This is a genomic window from Streptomyces canus (assembly GCF_030816965.1).
Classification (GTDB): Bacteria; Actinomycetota; Actinomycetes; order Streptomycetales; family Streptomycetaceae; genus Streptomyces; species Streptomyces canus_E.
Genome location: NZ_JAUSYQ010000002.1, coordinates 4,990,513 through 5,009,069 on the forward strand (window position 1 = coordinate 4,990,513; position 18,557 = coordinate 5,009,069).

Annotated in this window: 14 protein-coding genes, 2 tRNA genes and 1 pseudogene; 6 read left to right on the top strand and 11 right to left on the bottom strand. The window is 72.2% G+C overall.

The features are described from left to right. Positions 1-7: 7 nt before the first annotated feature. From QF027_RS23980 to QF027_RS24000, 5 genes are all read right to left on the bottom strand, one after another. Positions 8-1,654, bottom strand: coding sequence for a sensor histidine kinase (locus tag QF027_RS23980; RefSeq protein ID WP_306979149.1), 1,647 nt, complete (start codon positions 1,652-1,654; stop codon positions 8-10). After that, complete coding sequence (locus QF027_RS23985; protein WP_177324231.1) at positions 1,651-2,391, bottom strand: response regulator transcription factor; 741 nt, start codon at positions 2,389-2,391, stop codon at positions 1,651-1,653. Before QF027_RS23985 ends, QF027_RS23980 begins: the two co-directional genes overlap by 4 nt. 449 nt (positions 2,392-2,840) lie before the next feature. Continuing rightward, positions 2,841-3,332, bottom strand: a complete 492-nt coding sequence (locus QF027_RS23990; protein ID WP_306979146.1) for a hypothetical protein — start codon at positions 3,330-3,332, stop codon at positions 2,841-2,843. A gap of 18 nt (positions 3,333-3,350) precedes the next feature. Then, positions 3,351-4,226 (bottom strand): DUF2797 domain-containing protein, encoded by an 876-nt coding sequence (locus QF027_RS23995; protein ID WP_307076990.1) that lies wholly within the window; start codon positions 4,224-4,226, stop codon positions 3,351-3,353. Positions 4,227-4,861: 635 nt separating this feature from the next. Then, complete coding sequence (locus QF027_RS24000; RefSeq protein ID WP_306979141.1) at positions 4,862-5,233, bottom strand: HGxxPAAW family protein; 372 nt, start codon at positions 5,231-5,233, stop codon at positions 4,862-4,864. A 111-nt stretch (positions 5,234-5,344) separates the two neighbouring features. On the opposite strand from QF027_RS24000, the gene QF027_RS24005 reads away from it, so the two are divergent. Both QF027_RS24005 and QF027_RS24010 read left to right on the top strand, forming a co-directional pair. Beyond that, positions 5,345-5,833, top strand: coding sequence for a MarR family winged helix-turn-helix transcriptional regulator (locus tag QF027_RS24005; protein ID WP_307076992.1), 489 nt, complete (start codon positions 5,345-5,347; stop codon positions 5,831-5,833). 155 nt (positions 5,834-5,988) lie between these two features. Beyond that, positions 5,989-6,525: a GtrA family protein gene (locus QF027_RS24010; protein ID WP_307076994.1), complete on the top strand. Its 537-nt coding sequence runs from the start codon at positions 5,989-5,991 to the stop codon at positions 6,523-6,525. Positions 6,526-6,599: 74 nt separating this feature from the next. On the opposite strand, the gene QF027_RS24015 is transcribed toward QF027_RS24010, so the two are convergent. After that, entirely contained in the window at positions 6,600-6,749 is a 150-nt protein-coding gene (locus tag QF027_RS24015) for a hypothetical protein (RefSeq protein WP_307076996.1), read from the bottom strand. 56 nt (positions 6,750-6,805) lie between these two features. After that, entirely contained in the window at positions 6,806-7,291 is a 486-nt protein-coding gene (locus QF027_RS24020) for an NUDIX domain-containing protein (RefSeq protein WP_306979133.1), read from the bottom strand. 205 nt (positions 7,292-7,496) lie between these two features. On the opposite strand from QF027_RS24020, the gene QF027_RS24025 reads away from it, so the two are divergent. Continuing rightward, positions 7,497-7,682 (top strand): hypothetical protein, encoded by a 186-nt coding sequence (locus QF027_RS24025; protein WP_306979131.1) that lies wholly within the window; start codon positions 7,497-7,499, stop codon positions 7,680-7,682. Between the two features lie 716 nt (positions 7,683-8,398). Here QF027_RS24025 and QF027_RS24030 read toward each other — a convergent pair. Together QF027_RS24030 and QF027_RS24035 are read right to left on the bottom strand one after the other, a co-directional pair. Further along, positions 8,399-8,471, bottom strand: a tRNA-Arg gene (locus QF027_RS24030). 188 nt (positions 8,472-8,659) lie between these two features. Continuing rightward, positions 8,660-8,750, bottom strand: a tRNA-Ser gene (locus tag QF027_RS24035). A 153-nt stretch (positions 8,751-8,903) separates the two neighbouring features. On the opposite strand from QF027_RS24035, the pseudogene QF027_RS24040 reads away from it, so the two are divergent. Together QF027_RS24040 and QF027_RS24045 are read left to right on the top strand one after the other, a co-directional pair. Next, positions 8,904-9,323 (top strand): annotated as a pseudogene (locus QF027_RS24040) (SSI family serine proteinase inhibitor); the annotation flags it as partial. A gap of 180 nt (positions 9,324-9,503) precedes the next feature. Next, on the top strand, positions 9,504-14,246 hold the full coding sequence (locus QF027_RS24045; protein WP_307076998.1) for a PAS domain-containing protein: 4,743 nt from the start codon (positions 9,504-9,506) through the stop codon (positions 14,244-14,246). A 464-nt stretch (positions 14,247-14,710) separates the two neighbouring features. Here the strand turns inward: QF027_RS24045 and QF027_RS24050 are convergent, their stop codons facing one another. After that, positions 14,711-15,292 (bottom strand): TetR family transcriptional regulator, encoded by a 582-nt coding sequence (locus tag QF027_RS24050; RefSeq protein WP_306979128.1) that lies wholly within the window; start codon positions 15,290-15,292, stop codon positions 14,711-14,713. Positions 15,293-15,425: 133 nt separating this feature from the next. Between QF027_RS24050 and QF027_RS24055 the strand changes: the two genes are divergently transcribed. Beyond that, positions 15,426-16,619: an MFS transporter gene (locus QF027_RS24055; RefSeq protein ID WP_306979126.1), complete on the top strand. Its 1,194-nt coding sequence runs from the start codon at positions 15,426-15,428 to the stop codon at positions 16,617-16,619. A 192-nt stretch (positions 16,620-16,811) separates the two neighbouring features. On the opposite strand, the gene QF027_RS24060 is transcribed toward QF027_RS24055, so the two are convergent. Next, positions 16,812-18,491, bottom strand: a complete 1,680-nt coding sequence (locus QF027_RS24060; protein WP_307077000.1) for a long-chain fatty acid--CoA ligase — start codon at positions 18,489-18,491, stop codon at positions 16,812-16,814. Positions 18,492-18,557 lie beyond the last annotated feature (66 nt).

Sequence of the window (18,557 nt, forward strand, 5' to 3'; positions counted from 1 at the left end):
ACTCTGGTCAAGCCCCCTGTTGCACCCATATGGCGGCGCTGTGCTGTGCCTGTGAGTGCGATTGCCAGTTGGTTTCGGGCGCCGGATGCGGGGTCACGGGACCGACAGCGGGCAGGTGCACGGTGAACACGGTGCGCCCGGGAACGCTGTCGACGGTCACGGCGCCGCCGTGCGCGGTCGCGACGGCCTGCACGATGGCGAGGCCGAGACCCGTCGAGCCGGAGGCACGCGAGCGCGAGGAGTCACCGCGCGCGAACCGTTCGAAGACGTGCGGGAGCAGGTCGGACGGAATGCCCTGACCGTTGTCCTCGACGTCCACGCACATCCAGGGGCCGCGCCGCTGGATCCGCGCCGTGACGGTCGTGCCCTCCGGGGTGTGTTTGCGGGCGTTGCCGAGCAGGTTGATGAGCACCTGCTGGAGACGGGCCGCGTCACCGGAGACGAGGGCGGGTTCGTCGGGCAGGTCCAGGCGCCAGTTGTGGTCCATGCCGGCCGCTCGGGCGTCACTGATGGTGTCCACGACGAGCGGGATGAGGTCGGTCTGCTCGAACTGAAGCGGCCGCCCGGCGTCCAGGCGCGCGAGCAGCAGCAGGTCCTCCACGAGCAGCGTCATCCGGCCCGCCTCGGACTCGATACGGCCCAGGGCGTGCCGGGTGTCGGGGCCGACCTCCTCCCTGCCGCGTCTGGTGAGTTCGGCGTACCCGCGGATGGAGGCGAGCGGGGTCCGCAGCTCGTGGCTGGCGTCGGCCACGAACTGGCGTACCCGCATCTCGCTCTGCTGGCGGGCGTGCAGGGCGCCGTGGACGTGGTTCAGCATCCGGTTCAGCGCGGCGCCGACCTGCCCGACCTCGGTGTGCGGGTCGCACTCCGACTCGGGCACCCGCTCGCTCAGATTGACCTCACCGGTGTGGAGTGGCAGTTCGGAGACCCGGGTGGCGGTGTTGGCGACCTTGCGGAGGGGGCGGGTGGCGAGCCCGACCAGGACGTAACCGGCGATGACGGCGGCGCCGAGACCGGCGGCGGTGACGCTGATCTCCACGAGGATCAGGGTGTCGATGGTGGCGTCTACGTCCGTGGTGGGGAGGGCGACGTAGTAGGCGGAGGTGTCGTTGCTGGAGTACCGGACGAGGTAGTCACCGATGCCCGGCAGCTCGACCTTGTGCTGCTTGTTGTCCTTGGGGACCGCGTTCAGCACCTTGATCTGGGCGGCCGTGAGGTTCTCGGCGCTCATCGTGAAGTTCTGGTCGGAGTCGGACTTCACCCCGCGCTTGGCGTCGGTGATCTTGCCCTTCTCCACCTTGGCCGCGATCGTGCCGTCCGGCCCCGGGCCGGTGACGAACTTGGCGGGGGTGTTCTGCTGGTCGGCCTGCGCGCCGCGCTGGCCGTTCTTGTCGTCACCATTGCCGTTGTCGCCGTTCGCGAACTTCCCGGGCGGGAAGTCGCGCGGCGCCGCCCGTGACGAGGCCTCGTTCAGCTTGCCGCTCAGCTGGTCGTACAGATGGGACCGCAACGCCAGTGTCGTCACGGTGCCGATCACCGAGCAGACCACGGCGATCAGCACCACCGACGCGACGACGAGCCGCGTCCGCAGCGTGCGCGGCTTGCCTGCTCGCCCTGCTCGCTTCTGCGCCCGCGGCCGTCGTCGCCCGCTCATGAGGCGGCGGGCTTGATCAGGTAGCCGGCTCCGCGCCGGGTGTGGATCATCGGCTCACGTCCCGCGTCGATCTTCCGGCGCAGGTAGGAGATGTAGAGCTCGACGACGTTGGCCTGGCCGCCGAAGTCGTACGACCACACACGGTCGAGGATCTGCGCCTTGCTGAGCACCCGCCGGGGGTTGCGCATGAGGAAGCGCAGCAGTTCGAACTCGGTCGCGGTGAGGTGGATGTTCTCTCCGGCGCGCGAGACCTCGTGGCTGTCCTCGTCGAGGGTGAGGTCACCGACGACCAGCACGGAGTCGCTGCGGCGGTCGGCGGCACCGGAGCGGCGGATGAGGCCGCGCAGCCTGGCCACGACCTCTTCGAGGCTGAACGGCTTGGTGACGTAGTCGTCGCCACCGGCGGTGAGCCCGGCGATGCGGTCCTCGACGGCGTCCTTCGCGGTCAGGAACAGCACGGGCACGTCCGGCAGGTCACGGCGCAGCCGGCCGAGGACGGCGAGGCCGTCCATGTCCGGCAGCATCATGTCCAGGACGACGGCGTCGGGCCGGAACTCCCGCGCGGTCTGGACGGCCCCGTGGCCGTCTCCGGCACTCCGGATCTGCCATCCCTCATAGCGAAGGGCCATGGACAGCAGTTCGGTGATCGACAGCTCGTCGTCCACCACAAGCACTCGGACGGGGCTCCCGTCCGGCCTCAGCAGTTCGGTGCGCCCCTGGGGCGAGGTCGTGGTCATGGCGAACACCATGTCGGGGCCCCCTGAGAGCATCCTTTCCGCCATCTGTGATTTCCCTGAGAAACGCACAGGAGGCTCTCAGGGAACCCCTGGGGAATCCCTTGTTCGACGGAGCGGACGAGGCACCCGCCCGAGACTCCGACCACCACCGCACACCTGCCCAGTGCTCCCTTCAGGTGGAGGTGTAGGGCATCCTCGCCCCGGCGCCCCGTAGGGGCGCAGCGCCACTGCTGAAGTCGCCTTGTCCGACCACGTAGTGGGCGGACCTACCGCCGGACGGGCGGGAAGTCAGGCCTGTGGAGGCCCTGTAAGACCACCTCCGGGTGGCAGGGGGCCCGTGAAGCAGGAACCCAAGGGAGCACCGCGATGGGAGTCCCCCCGGTTCGAGCGAAGCCGAGAACTGGGGGAGGAGCTGACCGGAATCACCTGCGTTCACGCAGGTGAGGGCGTCAACGGACCGGCCCCTGCTCGTCCACATGAACCGTCGGCGCCCCGAGGAACACCTCGGCGCCGACCGGGCCGTAGGCGATGTTGAAGGTGTCCAGCCAGTACGACCAGTCCCGCAGCCCGACGGCACTGCTGAAGCGGTAGTTGAGCCGCCACCGCACCCACTGTCCGGGCTCGAGCCGCACGCCCGGACGCCGCCGCGGCCGGGGCGGCACCCCGAACATCGGTCTCACCCGGGGCAGGACCCGCAACCGCCCGTCGGCCTCGCGGAGTTGGACGTCGACACCTCTGAGGTTGTCGCCCTGGTGGTCGTGCGGCACGAAGCCGTCCTGCTCGTCCATCCGGACCGCGTGGACGAACGGCTCCCCGTCGCGCCCCACCGCGGACGGCGGCAGAACGAAGCCGACCGGAGCCGCGTTCCTCCTTGTCGCGGCCTCGCCGCCACGGGACTGCTTCGTCCACGACGTGCGTATCCACTGCACGGTGACGTCCATCTCCGGCCCTCCCCCTCATCAGAACAACCCGTCCTGAACCCCCGGCGTCTCCTTGAACTCTCTCATCGGCACGGTGATCTCCGCCCCGTCGGCCGGAACCAGATCCCACCCCGTCATCAGCCGTGTGTCCAGTACGACGACTCCCCCGCCCTCCGTCTCCAGGTGCAGGTCCGGGCCGGCCGCCGCGATGAGCCGGCCGCCCACCGACCCGCCCGCGACGAGCTCGCTCACCTCACCGACGGCGGTGGGCAGGCCGGTGAGGCCGAAGACCTCGACATGGTCGACCGGTTCGTAGGGCGCGCGCTCCAGGGACTCGGGCCAGCCGCCCAGTGTCACCGCCCGCGCGTGCAGTTCGGCGATCTCGGCGGCCCGCTCGGCGGCCGACGCCGGCAGGGCGGACCGGACGGCCCGCTTGTCGCCGTACGGAATGCGATCCGGCACCGAGAGGGCCGCCCGCAGCAGTTCCTCGGTGCGCCGGGCGGCCATGAGCGGACCGGTGCCCAGCCAGCTGAAGCAGACGGCGCCCTGTTCCCACAGGCGCGCGCTCCCGCGCTCGTGCGCCGTGATGCCGACCTTGACCATGCCGGGCCCGAACCACGCCAGGTACACCCGGTACGGACGGGGGTCGTCCGCGAGGGTGTCTGCGGCCACGGAGTGCGCCCGGTCCAGCCGCGCACACTCCTCGCACCGCGCCCCCGTACCCCGCCCCGACACCGCGGCACACGCCGGACACGCATGCCCCCGCGCTCCCACACATGTCCGCACACCCCCCTCGGTGACCCCGAAGGCCACCCGCTTCCCCCAGGTCAGCGCGCTGCTCCGACCGCCGACCCACCGCAGCACGGGCCCACCCGCCGACCACCGCAGCCCCGAGCACTTCCATACCTGTGCCATCCCTCCCGAGGGTAGGGGGCGCCACTGACAACGGGGATCGCGCGCGGATCCGGAGACGGGCGAGCGGGGGCCGGAGACGGGTCCGCAGGAGCGCAGACCCGTCCACGGGAACCGTCACGCGAGGGCTTCGGAGACGCGACGCGAGGGCTACGGAGACCGGCCCGCGAGAGCCGGGCACCGCTCTCCGGTTCACGGGCACCGAAGGCGGGGCCGCGGCACCCGGAGATCGGTCCGCCGCAGCGGAGGCCCCACCGCAGGTCCCGCGAGGCGAGGGCTTCGGAGACTGGTCCGAAGGAGCCCGAGACCCATCCACAGGAACCTCGACGCGCGAACTCCAGACACCGGCCCGCGAGAGCCGGCCACCGGTCTCCGGTTCACGGGAACCGAAGGCGGGGCCGCGGCACCCGGAGATCGGTCCGCCGCAGCGGAGGCCCCACCGCAGGTCCCGCGAGGCGAGGGCTTCGGAGACTGGTCCGAAGGAGCCCGAGACCCATCCACAGGAACCTCGACGCGCGAACTCCAGAGACCAGCCCGCGAGAGCCGGGCACCGGTCTCCGGTTCACGGGAGCCAGAGACCGGCCCGCAGGAGACCGAGACCCGTCCGCAGGAGCCGCGACGTGCGGACTCCGGGGAGTTCAGCCCACCGACTCCACGGGGACTGGTTCTGCCGTCGCCCCCGCCCCGGGTTCGACCACCCGGGTCCGCGAGCCTCCCCGCCCCGCCATCCGGCACCCGACGCAGGCGGCATGCCCCTGCCGCGCGCTCGTGTCCCGCACCCGCATCCCCCACTGCTCGCGCGGCCGGCGCCCCGGCGGCTTGCCCCAGCCGGCCAGGTGCAGGGCCCAGGTGACGAGGGCGCCCACCGCGGTGATCGCGAGACCACCGGCTATCCACACACCGGACACCGTGCACACCCCCGCCCCCAGCACGGCAGTCCCGGCGGTAGCGATGCCGCATCCGGTCCAGCCCGCGACCGTGTGCCCCTCGTCATACTGATGTGCACCCACAGATCCCCCTCGACCGATCCCTCACTTCCTAAGAAATTTAGCGCAGAAACCTCTCACGCGCTAAGGGAAATCCAGAACGCCCAGCGAACGCCTCAGAGAATCAGGAACCCGATGTCCGCCGAGCCCCGCCCCACCGCCACTCCGGCCCAGACACGGGAGGCGATGGACCTCTTCATCGCCACCGCTCACCTCGGCCAGCAGGAGATGGCCCAACGGCTGGGTCTGAACGTGACCGACCTGCTGTCCTTCGCCTGCGTCCTGAAGGCCGGCGAGAACCTCCTCACCGCGGGCGACCTCGCCGAGCACGCCCATGTCACGACCGGCGCGGTCACCGGCATCCTCAACCGCCTCGAACGCGGCGGCTACGTCACCCGCGTCCCCGACCCCACCGACCGCCGCCGCGTCCGGGTCGCCGCACTGCCCGACGCCGTGGCCAAGGTCGTCGCCCTCTACCAGCCGTACTACGACCGCCTCGACGCCGTCTTCGCGGGCTACTCCGCCGACGAGATCGCCGTACTCCACGACTGGTTCAGCCGTTCGACGAACCTCGCGCTCGCCTATATCGAGGAGTTGCGGGCGAAGGACGCGGACGGCGAGTAGCGGGACCGCCCCACCCCGGGGGTGGAGCTAGCCCCACCTCCCATTCGGGAGGGCACTCCATCGTTCCGGCGAGCCCGCGACGGCATCGTTGATCTCAGCCGATCCACCCCGGATCAGGCGGATCGAGAAGCCCGCGCCGAGCCGGAGGAAACACCATGGAGCCGCAGACGGCCGACAGGACCCAGTCCCCGTCCTCGCCCTCCCTGTCCTCCCCGGCCGGCCCCGGCCCCCTCGCCTCCTTCGTCCGCTTCGTCGTCTGCGGCGGCGGGATCGGCGTCCTCTCCAGCTTCGCCGTACCGCTGGCGGCGATGACGATGCCGTGGGCGGTCGCGAACGCGGTGATCACCGTGGTCTCCACGCTCCTGTGTACCGAGCTCCACGCCCTGTTCACCTTCGGCACCGGCCGCCGCCCGGGCTGGCGCCGGCACCTCCAGTCCTCCGGCTCCGCGGCGGCCGCGTACGCCGTCACCTGCGCCGCGATGTTCCTCCTCCACGTCATCCAGTCGGCGCCCGGCATGCTCACGGAACAGGCCGTCTACCTCACCGCGTCCGGTCTGGCCGGCATCGGCCGCTTCCTGGTCCTGCGCCTGTTCGTCTTCGCGAGCGGCCGCAAGACCCCGCGTCCCCCGCGCCCCGTGCTCCCCCTGCCCCGCCCCGTCCTCACCCAGGCCGCCGTCGGCGCCACCTGCTGACGTACGGTCAACACGGTTCGCCCGCCCCGAAGGGGGCTGCCGTGCGCGGGTACTGGCGCAACGCCCGGCCCCTTCTACGGCGCCGCCACCGACTCGACGATGCCGGGCCGCTGGACGCCCTGCGCCAGATCTCCTACGACGACGATCCGGGCGGCGGTCTCGAGGGAGTTCGTGAGCCACCTCGACGACGGGCCGGCGGGGTACCTGCCTGGGTCCGTCTTCAAGCTCGACCCGCGGCGGCCGCCCCGTCGGCGGGAGTCGCTGCCGACGCTCTCGGCGTTCAGGCCGCCAGGTGACGCCGTAGGGCCTCCGCCCCGTCGGACACGAACGTCCTCCACCCGGCCGCCTCCAGCAACTCCCCCTCGCTGAACCAGCCGTGCCACGCGATCTCCGCCGGATCGGGTACGAGCGCTCCGGTCACGACGACTTCGTGCACCCCGAGCCAGTAGGGGCTGATCTCGCCGCGGCACAGGAACTTGAAGAGGAAGCGAGGGGTCCCGAACACCCCCAGCTCCTCGGCGAGTTCGCGGGCCGCCGCCTCCTCGTACGACTCCCCGACCTCCGACGCCCCGCCCACCAGCCAGTTGTACTGCCCCGGGAAGCGGGAATCGTTCTCCGGCCGCCGATGCACCAGAAACCGTCCGTCCGGATCACGGCAGACCGTGGTAGCGATCCGGTGCAGCCACCCCTTCTCGATGGCCTCCGCCCGGTCCACCACCCCGATGACCCGGTCGTCCTCGTCCACGCGCTCCACTAGTTCGCCCATGGCGGTCACGATGGCAGAGGGGTACGACAACGCTGTGTTGGGGGCTGCCAACACCCTTGGGGGTAAAGCTTCCCCCACCTTGGACTGGGCGGTGGGCTCCATGTCGCCGTACCGGAATCGGCGGCATCGTAGAAGCCATCGGATCCCGGACGGCCGGGCCCGGCCCCCGAGTTCACGTGCTACGCCCTCTACGGAAGGAACTCCCATGACCCCGCTGCTGTCCTCCCCGTCGATCGAGATCTCCCCCGAGAGCGAACTGACCCCACTCCTCACCGCCTGGGACCTGGCCCACCCCGCCGCGGCCGACCCCGACTGGCGCCACCTGCTCGACGAGCTCGCCCACCCCCGCACCATCCAGGCCTTCCACGGCCTGGCCACGACCGCCGCATGACCTCGCTGCCACGCCATCCCCCTGCCGCAAGAGGCCCCGGAGATCCCACTCCGGGGCCTCTCGTACGTCCGGGGTGCGCGGCGGGGGCGGGGAACTCCGGCCGGAGAGCTCGACTGACGAGGGCGTTACCGGCAGCGCGGTTGCTGTAGCTGTACAGAACCGGTCAGAGCTCCAGTGTCGCCAGGCCCTGCCTGAAGACCGCACGCGCGCCCGGGTCGCGTCTCCGTGAGCCTGCCTGGCGGCGTGGTACTCATCTGAAGTCACCGTGCATCCGGACGCGAGAGTTTCCCGGACCCGACGCAAGGAGTGGTACGAAGCGGCTTCCGACACGTCGGTGGACGCCGTCACACAAGCCGTTCCCGCGCCTCGTCGCACCCCGACGCCTGGAACGCCTGGAACGCCTGCCGGATCTTGGCTGCCCTCGCCTGTGAGCCCGGGTAGTCCTCGTCAGCGGCCAACCGCGTGGCCTCGTGCGCTCGACGAAGGGTCACCAGACAATCCGCGTACATGGTCCGGCGGTCATGCAGCCTGTTGTCCCTGACCCTCCGCCGCCACCGCAAGTGCTCACCGGCCGGCGTCGCCCCCACCCCGAGCACCGCTCCCAGGGTCGTCCGACCGGGCGCCGGGGGTGTACATGGCAGCAGCAGGACGGGGGCCGACCGTACGCCACGACAAAGCCCCCTCCGGGATGATCCCGAGGGGGCTTTGAACTGCTGTGCACTCGGCAGGATTCGAACCTGCAACCTTCTGATCCGTAGTCAGATGCTCTATCCGTTAAGCTACGAGTGCTTGTTCTGTTTTCTCGCCGTTCCTTGCCCTTCCGGGCCGCTCGCGGCGACAGGAAGAACATTACATGACTGCCGCTCGCATGTGAAATCCGTTTGCCGTAGCCCTTGTGACCTGCCAAAACACCCCTCAGAGCAGGGGGACAACGACGAAGCCCCGGTCGCTCGGACCGGGGCTTCGGTGATCTTGCGCGGAGGCGGAGGGATTTGAACCCTCGATGGGATTTAAGTCCCAAACCGCATTAGCAGTGCGGCGCCATAGACCGGACTAGGCGACGCCTCCAGCACAGCCGCCCGCGCGAGCGCGAGTGGTGCGTGCAGATGATGACACAGTCGAAGGTCGTGCCACCAATCGGTTCCCACGGTACTAGGCGGGCGGGGCACAGGGCAAAGTGCATTCGCGCAACGTACGGCGCCGTCCGGCGTTAGTCAGGGCATGTCATACGTCACCCGGCTCGGCCGGCTCGCACGCTTGAGCCCCCTCCCCCTGTTCCTCGCCGCTCTGGCCCCCACCCCCGCGTCGGCATACACCGACGGCGGCGACCATCTCACCGTCACCGTCCGGGACGCGGGAAGCGGCGCCGACGGGACCTTCGAGGTCGGCTGTCACCCCACGCACGGCACCCACCCCGACCTGCCCGGCGCCTGCGCCGTCCTGGAGCGCAACACACGGTGGGGCAAGGACACCTTCGCCCCCGTCCCCGAGGGCAGCTTCTGCACCATGCTCTACGGCGGTCCCGCCACCGCCCACGTCACGGGGACCTGGGCCGGGCGCCCCGTGGACACCTGGTTCGACCGGAGCGACGGGTGCGACATCGCGCGATGGGACCGGTTCGTGCCGCTCCTCCCCAGCATGGACACCCAGCCACCGGCAGGCGGTCACACGTTCTACTTCACTTCGTCGTGCGACCTCCCTCTCATCCAGCACCCCCCGCACAACGGCTGCGCTTAGACTCCCTCGCGTGACACGTCGCGGGCCCCTTGGCAAGATGGCCCGAACGGTCGGCAAAGTGCGGTAACAGGGAGGAAGCGTCTCGTGAGCAGCAGGCCATCCCGAGGCGCTGCTCGCCTCGCAGCCATACTCGACGCGCTTCCCGACGCGTTGGTGCTGGTCAACGCCAATGGGACCGTCGTCAACGCGAACACCATCGCGCTGGAGGCGTTCGAGGCGCCGGGCACCGCCCTGGTCGGCCGCGGGCTGCTCGATCTGCTGCCGCACTTCGACTCACGGCTCATCCCGGGCTCCATGCGGCGGCCCGACCACATGGACCCGCGCGGGCGCACCAAGCCGACCCGGATGGTCGCCCGGCGGACCGACGGCACCGAGTTCCCCGTCGAGGTCACCAGCGCCAATCTGGAGAACGGCCAGCAGGCCTACGACGGTTACGGCTACAGCGGCGACGAGCTGCTCATGCTCGTCGTACGCGACCTCACCGGGACCGTGGACACCGAGGCCGAGCTGGCACGGTCGCAGCGGCAGACCGAGATGATCCTGCGGGCCGCCTCGGAGGGTGTCGTAGGGACCGACACCGACGGGCGGATCGTGCTCGTCAACCCGGCCGCCGCCCAGATACTGGGTTACCGGGCCAGTGACCTCGGTGGCCGCGAGCTCCACGACCTCATCCTGCACTCCCGCGCCGACGGCACCCCCTTCCCGTACGAGGAGTCCCCCCTCGCCGACACCCTGCGCTCCGGGCGCAAGCACCGGGTGCGCGGACAGGTGCTGTGGTCGAAGAAGGACGAGAAGGTCCCGGTGGACCTGACGACTGCGCCGGTGCGCGACGGCGACCAGCTCGTCGGCGCCGTGCTCACCTTCACCGACCGGCGGCCCTACGACTCGCTCGCCGACGAGAAGACCGCCGCCGAGAAGGCCCACGCGGCGGAGCTGGAACGGATCGAGGAGGAGCACGCCTCCGAACTCACCGCGCTGCGCCAGAAGCACATCACCGAACTGGAAGAGCTCCAGGAGCAGCACGACGAGGAAATCGCCTCCGGTGAGGAGCGGTACGCCGCGCTCGGGGAGCGCGAGAAGGACCGCTACGAGGCGCTCGCCGGGCGCCACGACCAGCTCCTCACCCTGCTCGGCCGCTCCCTGCGGGGCCCCCTCGACGAACTGCGCCGCGAACTGTCCGCGCTCGCCGCCGACGACGCAGGCCAGCTGTGGCCCGAGGCCAACCAGGTCCTGCACCACCTCTCGGCCGGCTACTCCCGCATCACCAACCTCATCGACAACGTCCTCGGCTACCAGCGACTCGACGCCGGCACCGACGACATCGTCCGTACGAACGTCATGCTCGACGCGGTCGTCGCCGCGGGTGTGGACGGCGCGGTCGAACTCATCGGGCCGGGGCGCGTCCAGTTCGCCGTGCACGCGCCGCCCATCGAGGCCGAGGTCGACGCCCAGCGCCTCGCGACCGCGCTCGCGCATCTCATCGCGGACGTGGCCGGGGTCGACGCGACCGGGAACTCTCCCGTGTCCGCGGGCGGTTACATGGACAACACGGTCGTGGTGGCGGCAGCGCAGCGCGGCGAGGGCGTACGGATCGAGGTGCGCGGGCCGTACGCCGGGGGAGACCCGGTGCACGAGCCGATCGTGCGCGGGATCGTGCGCGCCCACGGCGGTGTGTTGCAGACGCACGAGGTGCCGGGCATGAGCGGCAGCGCGTACGTCCTCGAAGTGCCCATCGGCGGTGGGGCGGGGGCCGTCGCGGCTCCCGGTCCGGCCGCGCTGGAGGCCGCCCCCCTGGAAACCGCCCCCGTGGAGGCCGCCCCTGCCGATGGCGGCGGGCGGCGGCGGGCCCGGCGCTCCTCCACCGACTCCTTCCTGGACGCCGACCTCCCGGCCGAGACCGACGAATCCGTGGCGCCCACCGGGCGGCGCAGGCGGCGGGCGGCGGCCGAGCGGGAACAGCCGGTGTCCGTACCCGCACAGGCCTCCGGCGACGACGGGGAAGGCTCCGGAGGTACGGGTCGACGCCGTGCCCGGCCCGCCGAAGCCGGTGTGTCCGAGGGTGCCGTGGTGATGGCCGCCGAGCATGGCGCCGGGTCCGCCGCCGCGGGTACCGGTCTCGGCGGGACCGTGCCACCGCAGGGCGTGCCCGTGCCGGCCGGGCGTCGGGCCCTGAACGACGGTGGCGAACAGCACGCGCTGCCGGCGGCGTTGCCCGCGGGCGGCTCCGCCGAAGCGGGCCAGGCGCAGGGGGAGCTCCCGGTCGCCGGGCAGGGTTCGTCCGGCACGGGCGCACCGCAGCAGGACGGGCGCCGACGGCGCGCCCTCGCCGCCGCGTCGGAGCGCGCGGCCGCACAGGAGGCGGCCCCCCGTGCGGTGTTCGCGCTCCCGCCCGCCGAGGCGGACCGACCGTCCGGCGACGCGGCCGCGGTGGGACTGACGCCGGTGCAGGCACAGGCACAGGCACAGGCACAGACGACAGGGCCGGCGTCGGCGCAGATTCCGGGCCAGGCTCAGGTCCCGCGGCAAGCTCACGTCCAAAGCCAGGGTCAGGTGCCGAACCAGGTCGCAGACCCGGCTCAGGTCCCGGGCCAGGGCTTGGGGCAGCTCCCGGGCCAGATGCCGGTACCCGGACAAATTCGGGCGCCTGGTCAAGCACAGGCCCCGAGCCAAGGTCAGGTGCCGAACCAGGCCGCAGACCCGGCTCAGGTCGCCGACCCGGCTCAGGTCCCGGGCCAGGGCTTGGGGCAGCTCCCGGGCCAGATGCCGGTACCCGGCCAGATCCAGGCACCGGGGCAGGCACAGATCCCCGGCCAAGGTCAGGCCCCGGGCTCGGCACAACTCCCGGGTGAAGTACAGGTACCCGGCCAGATCCAGGTACCCGGCCAGACCCAGGCACCGGGGCAGGCACAGGTCCCGGGTCAGGCGCAGCCCCTCGGCCAGGCCCCGTCCCCGGTTCCGACGGCAGCTCCCGCCCCCGCCCCCGCCCCCGTTCCGGCCAGCGGCCTCGCCCCAGTCCCCGGTCACGCCGTCCCCGCCGACGGTCACGGTGACGACGGTCGGCACGACGCCGTGCCGCATGACCAGGCCGACGACCACACCCCGCCGCAGCCGCACCCGACCAACGCGCCGACGGGCCGCCGCCGCCGGGCCGTGGCCCAGCCCGCCGAAGCGCCCGGACAGGGTGTCCAAGCAGCCGAACCCGGCGCGGTGCCGTCGGCCCAGTTCCCGGGTGTCCCCGTGCAGAACGCGACCGGACAGGTCGGCCTGGTCCCGCAGACCGCACCCGCCCCGGCCTCGCCCCTTCAGGCGTCCCCGGCCCAGGCCGGCCTCGCACCGGGCATGCCCGTACAGGGCACCGCCCCGGCCCAGCCCGGCCTCGCCCCCGGCCGGCCCCTCCCCGCCGAGACGCCCCAGCCGCAGGCACCGGCACCGGCACCGGCACCGGCACCCGACCAGTCGCAGGCCACGCCCGCTCCCCAGCCGTGGCCCACCAGCCACGACGCCTCCGGAGCCGGCACACCCGTACCGGCGAACGGCGCCGCCACCGCCGTACCCCCGAACCAGCCGGCACCCCAGCCCGCGCAGGCCCCCGAAGCCGGTCAGTCCACTCCGCCGCCCGGCACGCCTCTGCAGGCCCGGGTCGCGCAGCCGCTGCCCGCCGAAGCCGCGGCCGCACCCGTCGACCCGAACTCCACCCAGGGCCGGGCGATCAGCGTGCGCACCCTCGGTCAGGGGGTGCCGTTCACCCGGCAGGCGGCCCAGGTGCAGCAGCCGGGGACGGCCACGCCTCCGCCGCAGCAGCCCGGTGGTTCGGGGCGGCGGCGCAAACTCGGCACCCGACCCGACCCCGCTGCCCCCGCGGCCCCGGAGCCGGGAGCACGTCCGCATCCGGCGGCCGAGCAGGCCGTAGCGGCACCGGCGCAGACACCGCAGCCGTCGCTGGCCGGACAGTCGCGGCTCGCGCACGCCACCGAGGCGGCCGGACGGTCGTACGCCATAGGGGCGCCCGACGAGAACGCCGCCGAGGGGCCCGAGCCGCTGGACGGTCCCGGCGGGGCCGTCGAGATCCCGCACACCCCCCGGCCGCAGCCGATGGACGACGAACTGCCCCCGGAGCCGCTGGACAACCCGCGGCGGCTGCTGGTGTGGCCGGCGCCGGACGTGACGACCCAGCAGGCGCTCAGCGACCGTGGGTACCGGCCGGTCGTCGTGCAGTCCCGCGAGGAGGTCGACGCGCAGATCGCGGCCTTCCCCGCCGCCCTGTTCGTGGACCCGCTGACCGGGCCCATCACGCGGACCGCGCTCCAGTCGCTGCGGCAGGCGGCGGTGGCATCCGAGGTGCCGATCATGGTGACCGCCGGGCTCGGGCAGGCCTCGCGGGAGGCGGCGTACGGCGCCGATCCCGCCGTACTGCTGAAGGCGCTGGCGCCGCGGGACAGCGAGCAGCACCCGCCGCGCGTGCTGCTGATCGAGGAGCACGCGGAGATCGCGCTGGCGCTGACCGCGACGCTGGAGCGGCGGGGGATGCAGGTGGCGCGGGCCGCGAGTGACACGGATGCCGTGACGCTCGCGGGGCAGCTCAGGCCGAACCTCGTGGTGATGGACCTCATGCAGGTGCACCGGCGGCGGTCCGGGATCGTGGACTGGCTGCGGGCGAACGGGCAGCTGAATCGCACTCCGTTGGTCGTGTACACCGCGGCCGTGGACCAGGCCGATCTGCCTCGGCTGGCCTCCGGTGAGACGGTCCTGTTCCTCGCCGAGCGGTCGACCAGCGCCGAGGTGCAGTCACGGATCGTGGACCTGCTGGCGCGTATCGGTACCAACTAGGACGGGTCGTCGGGCCGGTCGCGGTGACCGGGCGGCAGGTGACCGCGGTGCGGGTACGGCCGGGGTCCGTCGCGCTCCGGCCGCCATCGGACGGGACGGTCGCGTGGCCGTCGGCCACCGCGGGCGGCGGTTGCGCCTGCTCGGCGCGGGGCTTCGCGATCTCGGCCGTCGTGGGGAGTTCCGCCGCGACCGACCCCGCGTGGATCCCGTCCCGTCCCGCTCCGCGCGTCCCAGCCGACCGGCCGCCGTCTCAGCCGACCGGCCGCCGTCTCAGCCGACCGGCCGCCGTCCCAGCCGACCGGCCGCCGTCCCAGCCGACCGGCCGCCGTCTCAGCCGACCGGCCGCCGTCCCGGCCGACCGGCCCCGGCCGCCCTCGCGGTATGGCACGTGGGACCCGCGTACGGCCTGAGGACATGGCCGGGCGGTCGTTGCGGTGCCGCGAGCACACCCACCGCACGACTGCCTACTTCGTGATCAGTCTCCGCGCCGCCTCCCGCACCGAGGCCCGCAGCCGCTCACGGTCGCTCTCCTCGGCGCCCACGACGATCCGCCTCATCTGGGGGACGACCACGGCCCAGTTGGCGAGGGCGATGAGCAGGAACAGCAGGTCGCGGGCCGGGATCGCGTCGCTGACGACGCCCCGGTCCTGGGCGCCCTGGAGGGCGTCGATCTTGTGCCGGTAGTGCTCCTGGCGCTCGGTCTCGTCGGGCAGCTCGGTGGTGCCGTACTCCATTCCCTCCCAGAAGAGCAGACGCAGCACCTCGGGGTGGGCGGCGTGGTAGTCCATCACGCGGTCGATCCAGCCCTCGATGTCGTCCGGGTCGACGGGGGCGGCGACGGCCAGGTCGAGCATGACCTTCTTCAGGACCTTGGTGAACAGCTCCGCCTTGTTGCCGAAGTAGGCGTAGATCAGCTGCTTGTTGGCCTTGGCCTCGGTCGCGATGCGGTCGATGCGGGCGCCCGCGACGCCGTAGCGGGCGAACTCGGCGACCGCCGCCTCGAAGATCCTGGCCCGGGTGGCCTCGGGGTCCCTTGCTGCTGCCATGGGCCCAGGGTAGAGGGGGCGGGGCAACTAACCAACTATTTGGTTGACAGGGAATCGGCGGGCAACCCAGACTGTTGGACTGGTCCAACCAACCAGTTAGTTGTTAGACCTGGCTCGAAGGAGTCCCCCGGTCATGCCGACAGCAACCGTCACCCAAGGACGGCCCACGCAGGCCCCCGCCCGGCGCGCGGGCTCGCTCCTCCTCGTCCTCATCGCCGTCTGCACCGCCGTCACGGCCGCCAACATCTACCTCGCGGCCCCGCTGCTTCCCCTCATCGCCCGCGACTACGGCTCGACACCCTCCGCGGTGGCCTGGGTCGCCTCGGTCGCGCAGTTCGGCTACGCGTTCGGGCTGCTCGTCTTCGCCCCGCTCGGCGACAGGGTGAACCGACGGCGCCTGGTCGCCGCCCTCTCGCTCGTCACCACCGCGGCCCTCACCGCCGCCGCGCTCGCCACCGGCACCACCGCTCTCGCGGCCGCCGTCCTCATCGCCTCCGCGGCGACCGTCGTCCCCCAGCTGCTGGTCCCGCTGGTCGCCCAGCGCGCCCCCGCGGACCGCCGGGCCCGCCATGTCGCGGCCGTCATCGCGGGCCTGTTCACCGGCATTGTCGCGGCCCGGGTGCTCGGCGGCCTGATCGGTCAGGCCTACGGCTGGCGGGTGGTCTTCGTGGGCGCGGCCGCCCTGACGGCCGTCCTCGGCCTCGCGACGGCCTACGCCCTGCCGGCCGAACGCGTCCACCGCTCCGGCCCGCTCTTCTCGGGCCTCACCGCCCTGCCGTCCGTCGTCCGCCGCTCGCCCGACCTGTGGCGCGCGTGCGTACGACAGGCGGGGATGTACGGCGCCTGGAGCGCGCTGTGGACCTCCCTGGCCCTCCTGCTGACCGGCCCGTCCTACGGCCTGTCGACCGCGACCGCCGGGCTCTTCGGCCTCTTCGGGCTGGCGGCCGCCGTCGTGGCGCCCCTGGCGGGAGGGTTCGTGGACCGCTTCGGCGCCACCAAGGTCGTACGGTCGGCGTATCTGCTCGCCGCCGTGTCCGTGCCGCTGTTCTGGCTCGGCGGGCACGTCATGTGGGCCCTGTTCGTCGCGGCGATCGCCGTCCACGCGGCCCTGGTCGCCTCCCACGTCGCCAACCAGACCGTCGCCCTGACGACGACCTCGACCCCTGCCACCGCCAACACGGCGTATGTCGTGGCGGGTTTCGCCGGCGGCGCGACGGCGTCCGCGCTCGCCGGGTCGGCCTTCGGATGGTGGGGCTGGGGCGGGGTGTGCGCCGTGGCGGGAGTGTGGCTGGGGTTGGGGTGGCTCGCCACTTCCGTACGGCGGTGACGGTCGTTGCGAACGGCTGTGGGTGACGGCTGTAGAGCAACGGTCTTCCAAGTCGTCCGGTACGGGGGCGCCCTCGGTGTGAGGGACGCCTCCGTCGTCGTACACGCGCGTGCCGGCCGGGTGACGGCTGTTGTACGGGGAGCAGGGCCCTGGTCCGGCTGCGGGGTCCTGGATCCCGTACCCCTCGCTCCCTCAGAGCTGGGTGACCTCCAGCTCCCCTTGCGCGTACCGCTTGCGGAGCACTTTCTTGTCGAACTTTCCGACGCTCGTCTTCGGGACCGCCTCGACGATCGACCAGCGCTCCGGCAGCTGCCACTTGGCGATCTTGCAGACGTCGCTCGCGAGGAAGGCGCGCAGAGACGCGAAGTCGGCGGTGGAGCCCTCCTTGAGGACGACCGTGGCCAACGGCCGCTCGCCCCACTTGTCGTCGGGGACGGCGACGACGGCGGCCTCGGTGACGTCCGGGTGGGACATCAGCGCGTTCTCCAGCTCGACCGAGGAGATCCACTCGCCGCCGGACTTGATGACGTCCTTGGCGCGGTCGGTGAGGGTGAGGAAGCCGTCGGCGGAGATGCTGCCGACGTCGCCGGTCTTCAGCCAGCCGTCCTCGCTGAACTTGTCCGCCGGGCGCAGGGGTTCGGCGTCGGGGCCGTTGTAGTAGGCGCCGGCGATCCAGGGGCCGCGGACCTCCAGCTCGCCCGCGGACTCGCCGTCCCAGGGGAGGCGCTCGCCGCCGGGGCCGGTGAGGCGGGCCTCGACGCCGCTCGGGAAGCGGCCCTGGGTGAGGCGGTACGCGAACTCCTCGGGCGTGCCGACCACGTGAGCCGGCGGGCGGGCGACGGTGCCGAGCGGGGAGGTCTCCGTCATGCCCCAGGCGTGGCAGACCCGCATGCCCAGCTTGTCGAAGGCCTCCATCAGGGAGGGCGGACAGGCCGAGCCGCCGATGGTGACCTGGGTGAGGGAGGAGACGTCACGGGGCTTGACGGTGAGCTCGCCCAGCAGACCCTGCCAGATGGTGGGGACTGCGGCCGCGTGGGTCGGCCGCTCGCGCTCGATCATCTCGGCGAGGGGCGCGGGCTGCAGGAAGCGGTCCGGCATCAGCATGTTGACGCCGGTCATGAAGGTGGCGTGCGGCAGACCCCAGGCGTTGACGTGGAACTGGGGGACGACCACGAGCGAGGTGTCCTGGTCGGTCAGGCCCATCGACTGGGCCATGTTGACCTGCATGGAGTGCAGATAGATCGAACGGTGGCTGTAGACCACGCCCTTGGGGTCGCCCGTGGTCCCGGAGGTGTAGCACATGGCGGCGGCCTGGCGCTCGTCCAGCTCGGGCCAGTCGTAGGTGGTGGGCTTGCCGGCGATCAGGTCCTCGTACTCGTGCACGCGCGCGTGGGAGCCCTCGAGGGCCGTGCGGTCGCCGGGGCCTGAGACCACCACGTGCTCGACCGTCTTGAGGTGCGGGAGCAGCGGGGCGAGCAGGGGGAGCAGCGAGCCGTTGGCGATGACGATCCGGTCGGCCGCGTGGCCCACGATGAAGGCCAGCTGGTCGGCCGGGAGGCGGAGATTCAGGGTGTGCAGGATCGCGCCCATCGAGGGAATCGCGAAGTAGGCCTCGACATGCTCGGCGTTGTTCCACATCAGGGTGGCCACCCGCTCGTCCCCGGCGACTCCGAGGTCCTCGCGCAGGGCGTGCGCCAGCTGGGCGGCGCGGGCGCCGACCTCGGCGAAAGAGCGGCGGTGCGGCTCCGGCTCGCCGGTCCAGGTGGTCACCTGTGAGGTGCCGTGGATCGACGACCCGTGGGTCAGGATCCTGGAGATCAGCAGCGGTACGTCCTGCATCGTGCTCAGCACGGCGTCCTCCCGTGGCGACATTGCCTACGCGGTAGTAAGGGCTGCGCCGATTCTGCGCACATACCGCGCGGTATGTCACTAGAGCCG